Annotated in this window: 11 protein-coding genes; 6 read left to right on the top strand and 5 right to left on the bottom strand. The window is 52.0% G+C overall.

The features are described from left to right. Positions 1-310 precede the first annotated feature (310 nt). Positions 311-1,789 (top strand): MFS transporter, encoded by a 1,479-nt coding sequence (locus ACTNE6_RS08435; protein WP_442499328.1) that lies wholly within the window; start codon positions 311-313, stop codon positions 1,787-1,789. A 2-nt stretch (positions 1,790-1,791) separates the two neighbouring features. Next, positions 1,792-2,370, top strand: a complete 579-nt coding sequence (locus ACTNE6_RS08430) for an ANTAR domain-containing response regulator (protein ID WP_442499327.1) — start codon at positions 1,792-1,794, stop codon at positions 2,368-2,370. A gap of 204 nt (positions 2,371-2,574) precedes the next feature. On the opposite strand, the gene ACTNE6_RS08425 is transcribed toward ACTNE6_RS08430, so the two are convergent. Both ACTNE6_RS08425 and ACTNE6_RS08420 read right to left on the bottom strand, forming a co-directional pair. Next, positions 2,575-3,024: a hypothetical protein gene (locus ACTNE6_RS08425; protein WP_442499326.1), complete on the bottom strand. Its 450-nt coding sequence runs from the start codon at positions 3,022-3,024 to the stop codon at positions 2,575-2,577. A 209-nt stretch (positions 3,025-3,233) separates the two neighbouring features. After that, positions 3,234-3,551, bottom strand: coding sequence for a hypothetical protein (locus ACTNE6_RS08420; RefSeq protein ID WP_442499325.1), 318 nt, complete (start codon positions 3,549-3,551; stop codon positions 3,234-3,236). A 668-nt stretch (positions 3,552-4,219) separates the two neighbouring features. Here ACTNE6_RS08420 and ACTNE6_RS08415 point away from each other — a divergent pair. From ACTNE6_RS08415 to ACTNE6_RS08400, 4 genes are all read left to right on the top strand, one after another. Beyond that, positions 4,220-5,596: a CmpA/NrtA family ABC transporter substrate-binding protein gene (locus ACTNE6_RS08415; RefSeq protein WP_442499324.1), complete on the top strand. Its 1,377-nt coding sequence runs from the start codon at positions 4,220-4,222 to the stop codon at positions 5,594-5,596. Between the two features lie 132 nt (positions 5,597-5,728). Continuing rightward, entirely contained in the window at positions 5,729-6,745 is a 1,017-nt protein-coding gene (locus ACTNE6_RS08410; RefSeq protein ID WP_442499323.1) for an ABC transporter permease, read from the top strand. Between the two features lie 13 nt (positions 6,746-6,758). After that, complete coding sequence (locus ACTNE6_RS08405) at positions 6,759-8,510, top strand: ABC transporter ATP-binding protein (RefSeq protein ID WP_442499322.1); 1,752 nt, start codon at positions 6,759-6,761, stop codon at positions 8,508-8,510. A gap of 12 nt (positions 8,511-8,522) precedes the next feature. Then, positions 8,523-9,776, top strand: a complete 1,254-nt coding sequence (locus ACTNE6_RS08400; RefSeq protein WP_442499321.1) for an alginate export family protein — start codon at positions 8,523-8,525, stop codon at positions 9,774-9,776. On the opposite strand, the gene ACTNE6_RS08395 is transcribed toward ACTNE6_RS08400, so the two are convergent. The 3 genes from ACTNE6_RS08395 to ACTNE6_RS08385 form a co-directional block, all read right to left on the bottom strand. Continuing rightward, complete coding sequence (locus tag ACTNE6_RS08395) at positions 9,773-9,973, bottom strand: hypothetical protein (RefSeq protein ID WP_442499320.1); 201 nt, start codon at positions 9,971-9,973, stop codon at positions 9,773-9,775. The genes ACTNE6_RS08400 and ACTNE6_RS08395 overlap by 4 nt on opposite strands. 756 nt (positions 9,974-10,729) lie before the next feature. Then, the gene (locus ACTNE6_RS08390) at positions 10,730-11,341 is read right to left on the bottom strand and encodes a hypothetical protein (RefSeq protein WP_194970435.1); all 612 of its coding nucleotides are present in this window, start codon (positions 11,339-11,341) and stop codon (positions 10,730-10,732) included. Between the two features lie 523 nt (positions 11,342-11,864). Beyond that, positions 11,865-13,003, bottom strand: a protein-coding gene (locus tag ACTNE6_RS08385; protein ID WP_442497520.1) for an IS3 family transposase whose coding sequence is annotated in 2 segments (ribosomal slippage) — positions 11,865-12,751 and positions 12,751-13,003 — 1,140 coding nt in all. Because the reading frame shifts where the segments join, the coding sequence is not laid out codon by codon here. Between the last annotated feature and the right edge of the window lie 160 nt (positions 13,004-13,163).

The raw sequence follows: 13,163 nt of genomic DNA, 5'->3' as shown, positions 1-13,163 counted from the left end.
AAAACAAAATTAACGTTCAAGGAGACTTCTAACCTGAACAAAAGCAATATCGATGCCAATCGTTACACTTCAATAAATTCGATGACTGCATGAATAGGCTGCGCGCATATGCCGTTCTCGTTGCACTCAAATAATGCAGATTCACCGCTAATACGCACCATCATGGCTCATATCAGGAGCCGGCATGAGCTAATGGCGCTTTAATTCCGCCGTGGCATATAACCTGCTTGACGTGAATCCGGCTGCCCCTTAATCGCATCGATCTTTATCCCAGGGCAGATACCGATATTCACCAACCTGGAACCAAACCATGTCAATCGCATCATTCAAGCTGCTGCCCATGCGCGGCAAAATTAAAATTCTGCATATGAGCTGGATGGCTTTTTTCATCAGTTTCGTCATCTGGTTCAACCACGCGCCGCTGATGGTGCTGATCCAGCAGGAACTGGGCATCAGCGACGGCGAGGTGGAAATCATTCTGTTGCTGAACGTGGCCCTGACTATTCCCGCGCGGGTCATCATCGGCATGGTCGTAGACCGCTTCGGCGCCAGGATCAGTTACAGTGTATTGCTGGCGGTGTGCAGCGTGCCGTGCTTCATGTTCGCGCTGGCGGAAAATTTCGCCGAACTGGCCTGGGCGAGATTTTTACTGGGCTTTATCGGTGCGGGTTTCGTGGTCGGCGTGCGCATCATCGGCGACTGGTTTCCGTCCAGCCAGATGGGAACCGCCGAAGGGATTTACGCGGGCTGGGGCAACTTCGGCTCGGCCTTCGCCGCCATCGTGCTGCCTGGCCTTGCGTTTTATTTTGGTGCAGAGAACGGCTGGCGCTATGCGATCGCGCTGACCGGCCTGACCGCACTGGTTTATTCGGTCATTTATTACCGCAACGTCGAAAACCTGCCCGTCGAACTGGCCGGATTGAAGAGCAAACGCGCGTCGACTATGGAAGTCACCAGCATCGAGGATTTGTTTCTGTACATTCTCAGCCTGCTGCCCTTGTATGCCGCCTTATCATTGCTGACCTGGAAGCTGTCGTCGCCGGCCAGCCCGATCCTGTCGCCGGGCTGGGCCATAGTGATGCATCTGTTTATCCTGGCCGTCTTTCTGGTTCACGCCTGGCAATTGGTTCAAACCAACGCCGAGCGCCTGAGCCGGCCGATACCGAGTATCCATCATTACCGCTACCGGCAGGTCTTCGTTCTGGCCATTGCCTACCTGATCACCTTCGGTTCCAAACTGGCGGTATTGTCGATGCTGCCGATATTCTTTTTCAATACGTTCAACGGCACGCAAGATCTGTCCATGCTGGATGCAGGCTTGCTGGCGTCCAGCTTTGTGATCACCAACGTGATCGCCCGCCCGGCCGGCGGCTGGCTGAGCGACCAGATCGGCCGCAAGTTATCGCTGGCGCTATTCAGCGTCGGGCTGGCCGGCGGCTATTTGCTGATGGCCCTAATCACGCCGCAATGGTCGATCGCATCGGCCGTGCTGGCAACCTTGATCTGCGCGGTTTTCATGCAGGCCGCCGAGGGCGCCATCTTTGCTTTCGTGCCGCTGGTCAGGCGGGCGATCACCGGCGAAGTGGCCGGCATCGTCGGCGCCTACGGCAATGCCGGCGCCATTATTTTTCTGATTCTGCTGACCTTCCTGTCGCCCGCCGACTTTTTCCTGCTGCTGGGCGGCTGCTCTCTTTCACTGGTGGGCCTGGTGCGATATCTCGACGAACCGCGCAATTTCATTACCGAGATCATGCCGGACGGCTCTATTGTCAAGATTGAGCTGGAATAGCTATGACGAAGCCCAAAGTCCTGATTATCGAGGAATTCGACAACGAACGCCTGCTGGAAAAAAGCCTGCGGCAGCATGGCTATGAGGCGGCAACCTTGAGACTGCAAGCGCTGAATCTTCCGGAAGTCATCGGCGGCCTGCAGCCCGATGTGGCAGTGCTGAACCTTTACTCGCCCGGCGACAAGGTTCTGGAAATGGTGCTGGACATCAACCAAAACCATTCAATACCGGTCGTGATGTTTGCCGAAGATCAGCAGACCGATACCATCAATAAAGTGATCAAAGCCGGCGTCAGCGCCTATATCATCGATGGCCTGGACCCCAAGCGGATCAAAACCATCATTGAAATCGCCATCGCCCGCTTCAAGGAACAGCAGGCCTTGAAAGAGGAATTGAAAAAAACCAAAACCCAACTGGAAGACCGCAAACAAATCGATCGCGCCAAGGCGATCCTGATCAAGTCCCAAGGCTACAGTGAAGACGAGGCTTATCGCGCTTTACGCAAACTGGCGATGGATCGCAAGATTTCACTGGGTGAAATGGCCAAGAACGTCATCGCGATGGCCGAACTGTTTAAATAATCAACTGCCAGCCAAATAATTTACCCGCCAGTAGGGCCGAATTCATTCGGCCCGGAACTGCGGCTGGACGGGGCATGTTGCCCTGTCCAAAACGTTTGGCGTTAGTGAAGCGAAACTTCTGAGCTCAAGCATTGCAGAAACATTAGGAATTGGGTTACAAACCCTGTTCCGCTTGCCCCTGGTCAGATCGTCGCCCCATTCATGTCATTCTTCGAATGGTTCTTCAAGGTATATTCGGCTAAGCTTCCAGATGCCACCGATACGCTTGAATTGCATGGATAAAATAAAAGCAAAATCGGCGCTTTGCTGGTCTTTAGCGCCCAGCATGGTTTTCTCCAGGATTGTTTCCCGCAGACTCTTATCGATAACTTTTCCGTTGACGACAACCGAATCCTGAAGTTGACCCATGGCTTTATCGTAGACTTCCTTTACAAACTTGTCTCGACCAACCGGAATTACTCGATCGGAATCCACTGGCCCTCGTGTTTCCAAAGGGAACTGAGTCATTTCGGCAACTCTGGTTTTGTCGTTTTTTTCGACGGCCTGGCGAAATTGATTCCAGAATTGTTGTAAGTCCTCAGCGGCAATGGCCGAAGTCGTGCAGGCAGACAACAAAGTTACTAAAAAAAAGCAAATAAATACTTTTGGCACCATGCCATATTCCTTTAGCCAGCAAGTGGCCAACGCATCGCTTTTCGTTGCCAGGAGGATTTCGGAAATCTGGATTCTTTTACCCGATCGCCTTGATTGCCGCCAAGTATTTTATAGTGGGTTATTGTTTCCTCGATGAGAAAGCCGACATGATTTCCTGATGAGGTAAGGCTCGAATTTGCTGCACTAGGTTTATCAATAACAATTATTTGTTAAAGGTCGTCATCTAAGAGCTTGTAACAAATGGATTTATATTTAGCGCAGGCTAGCGCGTCGTCAAGACTTTTAAAAGTTCCCCAAAATCTGAGAAAGCCCTCAATTGAGCCATACACTGAAAACTCATGTTCATTGCGAATAATAAACGGCTTTTTAGGGATTTTTCCCCCTATAAGTAGTGGATTGATTAAATATCCGTTAACGGAATCTTCTGCTAAATATTCAACATCATCTTCGATTTTAAATTTAACTAAGCGCATGATAATTTCACCATATAGTCCAAACTTGGAAGCTTGATTAGTACGAGCAGTCAAGTTAAGCGCCCAGACAACCAAAAATATCAACCTTGAGCCTGAACTGATATCCAGCTTATCTTGAGTTTGAGCTTGAGCTTGAGCTAAGCTGGATATATTAGATGGATGAAATTACATATTCAATACAAAAAATTACATAGGCGTGATAAGGATTACAGTTGTAATCTCTATACATGGCAAAAAAGTTAACTGATTGATTTACAAGGAAGGCAAATAAAGGACTTGAAAGTCTATCGCTAATCGATTTCTGCAGTCCCGCTTCGCCGAATTAATTCTGTAGCGGGATGGAGTTGCAAACCCCGTTCTGCTTGGGGATATATGTCTGCCTGTACCTGTACGTAACTTCGGATAACGATTCTGGCGCACCAATTCTCAGCAAAACGCACCAACCCTGTGCCGTTAATCCCGCGGTTTCTGCACACAAAACAGGCAAACCCAGGCGAATCCGAGCAACAGGTGATCACCAAGCCAGCATTTATCAACACGAACAGCCTAAATCGACCATTTGGCATCCGAATTGCATTAAGTACTTCAGAACTCCACCGTCGGAGTCAAGAAAACGGCTCACTGTAGAGCAAACGGGACAAAGGCGTCTTTCGGGCATTGCTATCCGGCAATGGCACGAAGACGCCTTTTTTATTTTTCGCGGTTTTTGTCTAGGGCTCACTATGAAAATAATAACTACGTTCACCGCCAAAAAATTGTGGTTGGCAGCATCTGTATTGACCCTTTCCACTAATCTGGCTGCGGCTGGCAAATTGGAGAAGGAAGACCTGAAATTCGGCTTTATCAAGCTCACCGATATGGCCCCTTTGGCGGTCGCTTATGAAAAGGGGTTCTTCGAGGACGAAGGCCTGTACGTGCAACTGGAGGCCCAGGCAAACTGGAAAGTCGTTCTGGACCGCGTCATCAGCGGCGAGTTGGACGGCTCGCATATGCTGGCGCCGGCCCCTTTGGGCGCCAGCATCGGCTTCGGCACCAAGGCCGATATCGTGACCGCCTTCAGCATGGGCTTCAACGGCAACGCCATTACCCTTTCAAACGAGATCTGGGAACAGATGAAGCCGAACGTGCCTGTCGCGGACGGCAAATTGATACGTCCGGTTAAAGCCGATGCCCTCAAGCCTGTTGTCGATAAATACAAAAGCGAAGGCAAACCTTTCAACATGGCCATGACTTTTCCGGTCGGCAGCCACAACCTGAAATTGCGCTACTGGCTGGCGGCCGGCGGCATCAAGCCGGGCTATTATGAACCGCCCCAGGACATCTCAGGCCAGATCGATGCCGAAGCCATGCTGTCCGTGACGCCGCCCCCGCAAATGCCCGCTACGCTCGAAGCGGGCACCATTTACGGGTATTGCGTGGGCGAGCCTTGGAACCAGCAGGCGGTCTTCAAGAACATAGGCGTGCCGGTCATTACCGACGAGGAACTCTGGAAAAACACGCCCGAAAAAGTGTTCGGCGTCACCCAGGCATGGGCCGATAAATACCCCAACACCCATAAGGCCGTCATCAAGGCTTTGATCCGCGCCGCTATTTGGCTGGACGAGGACAACAATAAAAACCGCAAGGAAGCGATCGGAATGCTGTCGCAGACGCAATATGTCGGTGCCGACAAGGAAGTGCTCGCCAACAGCATGACCGGCACTTTTGAATACGAAAAAGGCGACAAGCGCCCCCTGCCCGATTTCAACACGTTCTTCCGCAATAGCGCCAGTTATCCCTCCTACGACAGCGCGGTCTGGTACCTGACCCAGATGCGCCGCTGGGGACAGATCAACGAATACAAGCCCGACAGCTGGTATCTGGAAACGGCCAGAAAAGTCTATCGCCCCGATATTTACTTGGCCGCGGCCAAGGAACTGATCGCCGAAGGCAAGGCCAAGGCCGGCGATTTCCCGGCCGATACCGGCCTCAAGCCGGCGCAGGATTTCTTCATCGACAAGATTGCGTTCGACGCCAGCAAGCCCAACGACTATCTGGCCAAATTCCCGATCGGTTTGAAAGGGAAGCAAAAAATAGTCGGCGGCAAGGTAACTGAATAACCCCTTAAACAAGCTTGATCGTGAGCCCTCTGGCTAAACAACGGAAGTTTATAAGGTGCAGGGACGCATCTTTTTTAAGAGCCATCGAGCCGCTCAGATTTCATGCGAAAACCCCCACGAGGGAGGTGTCCTGTGAGCAATAAACTGATCCATTTTTTCAACCTGACCGGCCTGACCTGGTTCGTGCCGCTCATCAAAATAGCGGCCGGCGAAAATCCCGCGCGCCAAGCCCGCGAACTCTGGTTGATAGCGGGCGTGCCGATCATCGCCTTTATCCTGTTTCTGGGCCTTTGGAGTTTCTCGGCCTCCAAGGTCAACACCAGCCTAGGCGCCATTCCGGGCCCTGTCGCTGTCTGGCAGGAAATAGGCGGACTGGTGGAGGCGCATTATGCGGAACGGCAGAAAGAAGCCGCCTTTTATCAGCGCCAGCAGGCCCGCAATGAAAAGCTGCTGGCCGAGGATCCGGACGCGCCCGTCAAAATCCGGCCTTACACCGGCAAACCCACCTATCTGGACCAGATTTTCACGAGTCTCGGCACCGTTTTCACGGGCTTTGTCATCGCCACCTTGGCGGCCATACCGCTCGGCATTTTATGCGGCATGAGCCCGGTCTTCAACACGGCGCTGAATCCCCTCATCCAGATCTTCAAGCCCGTATCGCCGCTGGCTTGGCTGCCTATCGTGACGCTGATCGTCAGCTCCGTTTACGTCACGACGGACGATTCCTGGTTTGAAAAATCCTTCCTGACCTCGGCGATCACAGTCACGCTGTGCTCGCTATGGCCCACGCTGATCAACACGGCGGTCGGCGTCTCGTCCGTCGACCAGGACCTGATCAACGTCGGCAAAGTCCTGCGCCTGGATTGGCGCACGCAGATCAGAAAAATCATTCTGCCGTCCGCCCTACCCTATATTTTCACTGGCATGCGGCTGTCGCTGGGCGTGGGCTGGATGGTGCTGATTGCCGCCGAAATGCTGGCGCAAAACCCGGGGCTCGGCAAATTCGTCTGGGATGAGTTCCAGAACGGCAGTTCCAACTCGCTCAGCCGGATCATGGTGGCTGTTTTTACGATCGGCATTATCGGCTTCATGCTCGATCGCATCATGCAGTCGTTGCAGAAAGTATTTTCTTTCGGCCAAACACGCTAATCGGGAGGCTGACATGTCCGCGATCAAATTAAAAATTGTTGCCAATGAACCCGCCCTTCAGCCGCCTGCCCCGTGCAATGACGCGCTGGCGCCGCTGCTGGAATTGAAACAGGTCTGCAAGTCCTACGGCACGGGCCAGGATAAAGTTTCGGTCCTGAAAGATATCAACCTCGATATCAAAGCCGGCGAGTTTATCGCCATCGTCGGCTTTTCCGGCAGCGGCAAGACCACGCTGGTATCGACGATAGCCGGTTTAATCGAAGCCGACAGCGGCGATGTGCTGAAACGGGGGCAGCCCATCAAGGCGCCGGGGCCGGACCGCGGCGTCGTGTTTCAAAATTATTCGTTAATGCCGTGGCTGACGGTTTTCGAAAACGTAGCCCTGGCGGTCGATCAGATTTTTAAAGACTGGCCCTTGGCACAGCGCCGCGCGCATACCGAAAAATACGTGCGCATGGTCAATCTGGGCGCCGCCATGAATAAAAAGCCGGCTGAGCTGTCGGGCGGCATGCGCCAGCGCGTCAATGTCGCCCGGGCCTTGGCCGCCAATCCCGACATCCTGTTGCTGGATGAGCCGCTCAGCGCCCTGGATGCGCTGACGCGCGGACTGCTGCAGGACGAAATCCTGCAAATCTGGGAGCAGGACAAGAAAACCGTGATCCTGATCACCAATGACGTCGACGAAGCCATTTACATGGCCGACCGCGTCATCCCGCTTAATCCCGGCCCCGACGCCACGTTCGGGCCGGATTTCATCATCGACATCGAGCGTCCCAGAGACCGAACGGCCCTAAACCATAACGAGCGATTCAAGAAACTGCGCGCCGAAATCACGCAGTACCTGATGGCTGTCGGCATGAAGAAAAACCTGGACGCAGGCCGGGACAGCATCACACTGCCCGACGTGCGGCCCAATACCCGCCACGACTGGCATCCGGACAATCCGGCCTTGAAAACCGGCCCCAGCAATTCAAGCCGACCGCGCTATCTGGAGTTTTCCCAACTGTCGAAAACCTACCCGACGCCCGACGGCAACAGCACCATCAAGGTCGTTGACGGCTTCGATATGAAAGTGAAAAAAGGCGAATTCATCTCGATCATCGGCCATTCGGGCTGCGGCAAGTCGACCGTTCTATCGATGACGGCCGGTTTGAACAGCGTCTCGGAAGGCGTCATCATCCTCGACAATAAAGAGATAGACGGCGCCGGCCCGGACCGCGGCGTGGTCTTCCAGTCGCCCAGCCTGTTCCCGTGGCTGACCGCCTTTGAAAATGTCGCGCTGGGGGTCGACAAAGTCTATCCGCACGCCTCAAAACCCGAACGTAGCGATATCGTCGAGTACTATCTGACCCGCGTCGGCCTGGCCGATTCGCTCCATAAAAAAGCCGCCGATCTGTCCAACGGCATGCGCCAACGGGTGGGCATCGCGCGCGCTTTCGCCCTGTCGCCCAAGCTGCTGTTGCTGGATGAGCCCTTCGGCATGCTGGATTCCCTGACGCGCTGGGAGTTGCAGGAAGTTTTGATGGAAGTCTGGGAGCGCACGCAGGTAACGGCGCTCATGGTCACGCACGATGTCGACGAAGCCATCCTGCTGGCCGACCGCGTAGTCATGATGACCAATGGCCCGCAGGCCCGGATCGGCAAGATTCAGGCTATCGATCTGCCCCGTCCGCGCACCCGCAAAGCCCTGCTCGAGCATGCCGATTACTATCAGTACCGCGAGAGCATCCTGTCATTTCTGGCCGAATGCGATCACACGCACTGACAAGGAGATTTTATGCGACGAAAAATATCATCCGGTTGCCTCTCGTCCACCTTGTTGGCGTTGTCCGCAGCCGCCGGCCCGGCCCCGGCTGCCGGCCTGACCGAGTCGATTGAAGAGGCGCTTAGCTTCAATCGTCACGGCAAAAACGGCGCGGTGAAGCTTGACCTGAATTACCGCTATGAAAACGTCAATCAGGACAAAGGCCCAGGCAACCCGAAAACGGCCAATGCCAATACCGTGCGTTTAAGGCTGGGCTTGCTTTCGCCCGTTTTCCATGGCCTGCAAGGTTATGCTGAATACGAAGGCAACTATGTGCTGCAGAGCGATTACAACAACGGACTGGGCAACAAACCCGAGTTTTCAACCGTCGCCGATCCTGATGCCAGCGAACTCAACCAACTCTGGATCAGTTACGCCGGTATTCCCGGCACGCTTATCAAGGGCGGCCGCCAACGCATCAAGCTCGACGATGACCGTTTTATCGGCAATGTCGGCTGGCGCCAGCTCGAAACGACCTATGACTCGGTATTGATCACGCACAACAGCCAGGCCCTGCCCGGATTGACCGTCAATGCCGGCTATATCGGCAACATCAACACGGCCACGAGCACGACCGAGAATATCAATGCCCCGATACTGAATATCAACTATAAAGTCGGCAATTACGGCAACCTGATCGGTTACGGCTACTGGCTGGGTTACACGGAGCAGGAGAACTATGCCAAGTCGAACCAGACTTACGGCCTGCGCTTCGATGGCAAATCAAAGATCAATGACCAGCTGACCGCGCTTTATACGGCCGAATGGAGTTTGCAAAGAGACTATCGGCACAGCCCGGCCGATTACGAAGCCGGCCGCATCAATCTGATGGGCGGCTTGAATGCCTTTAACCTGATTACCGTTCGCGGCGCCATGGAACAGCTGAACGGCTATGGCGCCAACAAACGCTTCATTACGCCGCTGGGCACCAACCATGTCTTTCAAGGCTGGGCGGATCAATTCTTTGTCACGCCCAATGACGGCGTGCGCGATGTGTTCGCTACCTTGAGCACCGTCCTGGACCACGGCAGTCTGACGCTGACCGGCGTATTCCATGATTTCCACGACGACACTGGTCGAGTTCATTACGGCAAGGAATGGAATTTCATGGCGGTCAAGACATTCGGCAAGCATTATGCGTTAATGGCCAAATACGCTTATTACGATGCCGATCAGTTTTCAACCGATACCCAGAAAATCTGGATGCAGGTTAATGTCAATTTTTAATTGGCGTTCGACTGGATCGCTCTGGATAAAGGCTCAAGCTGGCTACCGTCACCTGAGAAAACTGCAAATCCGCCAACGTTCATGCTGATCGCGCGCGCAGCATAAACCAGCCAATCCGTAACAGGGTTGGCGGGTCTATGCTGCTTGCTGAATACAAAAGGCCAGTTATCCACAAAATCTGTGGATAAACTTGTCATCAACTCACACTAATGATGGGTAAGTTTTTGTAAATTATGGAGTTTGGTTAAATTGTCCAAAAAATAGCCAGACTTTGAATCAATGCCGGAAGCGGGTTAAAACGCAGCATCAATTCAAAGCGAGGGCGAATTGGCAGCATAATCAGCCGATTGCACCCAATTATCTGATCGGCAATTCGATGTAAGTTAGCCTAACCGAGCCGGTATCGGCGGCATCGCTTACCTTTCTGCCGAAAAGGATCGATTGTGCTTAGCCGGCGATTGACCTGTATTCCCGGCAGGCGGTTATCTGGTTGATTACCCACGGGCCTGGCACATGCAAGTCAGGTAGTGAACAATGCGCTAATGATGTCCGTTTGTTGGTGGAGACCGGTTAAGGGCTTGTTGCATAGCGATCGAAGCAGCCATATATATCGAAAGCCGCTGGCGCTATTAAAGCAGCACGGCTGTTAATTTGTAAAACTTTGAACTTGGCATGGCAGTTCTAAATACTGGTTGGGATTGAACCCCATGTTGGCTGGCTCAAATCGGCCAAATAAGAGACAGACGCCGGTTTCAAGCGAATGGCAGGTTAGTCTTGAAAGCGGTCATTCAGTAGGTAACAATAAACGAAAAGTCGGACGGATGAAATTTAATAACGTCACGCATCACTGACAGCAAGAGGCTGCGCGAGAAATGAGCGAAGCTTCTTGCTGTCCGAGTGCATGCGATTGTTAGGTGCCTGTATGCACAAGCAAGACAATTTCGTTGCCCAACCTAAATTGTCTTTAGATATGCGTTGTAAATCAGATAATCATCTTGTGTAAACGCATTCTGATCAAAAAACTGGAACCCAAACTCTTTGTAGCTGATATTTGTTCGGTTGTACAATTCATTGTCGGTTGTCGACCAAGTTCCTATGTACTCCTCGTTATCTGGATTGAACATTTTGAATTGGGTCTGAGCCCAGTCCTTCGCAGTCATTTTGTCATAGCTATCATAGAGCTTACAGGCACCTGTAGTGTTTCTCCAGTTAAAGTACAATTGCGCACTACCGATGGTCGCATTGAGGACTAGGTTGCCAACTGAGTCCTGATACAGCTTCCAGCGAACCGCCCCTTCTGTTGTGCTCTTGGTTGCATACAGCCACTTATCGTCCGAATCAACATAAACGTACATGCTCGCACCATAGTTGTATAGGAAGCCTACGAAAGTTGCTCCAGTCGCTAATAAGGGCGCGGTAAGCCAGTTCATCGGTAGGGTTGGGTAAAGGCCTGCCAATTCCAAATCGAGCTCCGAATAAAGATTCTCATCGGGCTTGGCAGTGGAAGCTCTTAATTCTTTAACTTTGTTTAACACCCGTTCTCTGTTGACGATAGATGATGACATAATTTTCCCTTCTTCTTGTTGTTTACTTATTAGTTTAAAACCTTTTCACTATGCGATTGATATGCGCAATTTTTTTGCACCTAATGCGGAAGCTCACCCTCAGCGGCTAATCCGCTGTGAACTGATTGCCGACCACCTGACGACGCGGCATCCGTTTCGGTGATTGAGGCATAATAAATAATTATATGGCTCCCGTATATCATCTCTGATTATCACACTCTAATCAACAAACTCAGTACATTTACTTAGAACGTTAACTGCATATCTTCCAGTCTCGGATGATATACGGCCTCTTCTTATCTTAACGACTGCCTGATATCCGGCATTAACCAGCCACTGCGGCTGGACGGGGCATATTGTCCCGCCAAAACGTTTGGCGTTGGTTAAGCATAGCTTCTGAATTCAAACATTGCAGAAACATTAGGGAGGCCAGCTTGTAGAATGCTCTGAACGCAGTAATGCGAGAAGTGGACCCCACCAATTGGACAGCCATTTATCATTCTTAAGTGATAACCCTGCCAGGTTATGCGGCCTTTTGTTCATCAAAAAGGTCAGCGTCATAGACTTCATCCGGCGTTTTTCCCGCTAAACCCTGATGTCGTCTTTTTTCATTATAGAAGCGAAAATACTTACCAATTTCTGATTCAGCTTGCCGCGGCGTTTCGTATGCCTTCAGGTATATTTCCTCGTATTTGATGCTGCGCCAGAGCCGTTCTACAAAGACATTATCGACCCAGCGGCCCTTGCCGTCCATGCTGATCTTGATGCCATGGGCGTTGAGCATGCCAGTAAATTTGTCACTGGTAAATTGACTGCCCTGGTCGGTATTGAACATTTCCGGTACTCCATAACGCGCAATGGCTTCTTCCAGGGCTTCCAAGCAAAAGCCGGTATCCATCGTATTCGACAGGCGCCAGCTCAGGACCTTACGACTATGCCAGTCCATGACCGCGACCAGATAGAGAAAGCCTTTGGCCATCGGAATATAACAGATATCGGTTGCCCAAACTTGATTGGGACGGTCAATGCGCAAGCCCTTCAGCAAGTAAGGGTAGATTTTATGGCCCTTGCCTGGCAGGCTGGTCTTCTTTTTCGGATAGAGCGCGACCAAGCCCATTTGCCGCATCAGCCGTTGCACTTTCTTGCGGTTGATATAAGCGACAACCTTTTGATCCAGCAGCTCATCTCGAATCCTTCTGCTCCCTCTGAACGGCTGCTCCAGATGAATGGCATCGATGGCTTTCATCAGTCTCAGGTCTTCATCGGACGCCTCGACAGGCCGGTAATAGATACTGGATCGGCTCAACGCCAGCAGTTTGCATTGTCGGGTCACAGATAGCTCCGCCTGGGGATCGATGTTTTCTTTGCGCTGGGCCCGATCTAGCGACCGAGCACTTTGGCTAAAAAATCGTTTTCCACCGTCAGCTGACCGATCTTCGCATGCAGATCCTTGATGGCCTCATCGGAAGCGGATGAATTAGGCTTACCCTTGCTGAACAAGTCACTGGCATTGTCCAGCAATTGCTGCTTCCACTGCGTAATCTGGTTCGGGTGGACATCAAACTCAGACGATAATTCGGCTAAGGTTTTATCGCCTTTAATTGCTGCCAAGGCTACCTTGGCTTTGAACTGCGGAGAGTGATTTCTTCTTTTTTTGCTCATTGTTTTTTCCTCATACGTTGAGATCACAATAGAGCAGTTTTGTCACTTAAGCCACTGTCCAATTTTCTGGGTCCATTTCTGCGCATCGATCGTGAACGATGCGGTTCGTGCCCCACCGCATCCTACCGCGCTATGATGCTTTAGTTAGGGTTGGGAACTA

Origin of the sequence: Methylobacter sp. sgz302048, from assembly GCF_052162025.1 — a bacterium.
In the GTDB taxonomy this organism is placed as follows: Bacteria; Pseudomonadota; Gammaproteobacteria; order Methylococcales; family Methylomonadaceae; genus Methylobacter.
Note: the sequence above shows the minus strand (reverse complement) of the source record. Positions and strands in the feature narration are given on the sequence as shown.

What these genes read in the sequence shown, in the direction of transcription:
- ACTNE6_RS08405 (WP_442499322.1), top strand. Translation starts at nt 6,759, where the DNA reads ATGTCCGCGATCAAATTAAAAATTGTTGCCAATGAACCCGCCCTTCAG.
- ACTNE6_RS08415 (WP_442499324.1), top strand. Translation starts at nt 4,220, where the DNA reads ATGAAAATAATAACTACGTTCACCGCCAAAAAATTGTGGTTGGCAGCA.
- ACTNE6_RS08390 (WP_194970435.1), bottom strand. Translation starts at nt 11,341, where the DNA reads ATGTCATCATCTATCGTCAACAGAGAACGGGTGTTAAACAAAGTTAAA.
- ACTNE6_RS08395 (WP_442499320.1), bottom strand. Translation starts at nt 9,973, where the DNA reads ATGACAAGTTTATCCACAGATTTTGTGGATAACTGGCCTTTTGTATTC.
- ACTNE6_RS08430 (WP_442499327.1), top strand. Translation starts at nt 1,792, where the DNA reads ATGACGAAGCCCAAAGTCCTGATTATCGAGGAATTCGACAACGAACGC.
- ACTNE6_RS08425 (WP_442499326.1), bottom strand. Translation starts at nt 3,024, where the DNA reads ATGGTGCCAAAAGTATTTATTTGCTTTTTTTTAGTAACTTTGTTGTCT.
- ACTNE6_RS08435 (WP_442499328.1), top strand. Translation starts at nt 311, where the DNA reads ATGTCAATCGCATCATTCAAGCTGCTGCCCATGCGCGGCAAAATTAAA.
- ACTNE6_RS08400 (WP_442499321.1), top strand. Translation starts at nt 8,523, where the DNA reads ATGCGACGAAAAATATCATCCGGTTGCCTCTCGTCCACCTTGTTGGCG.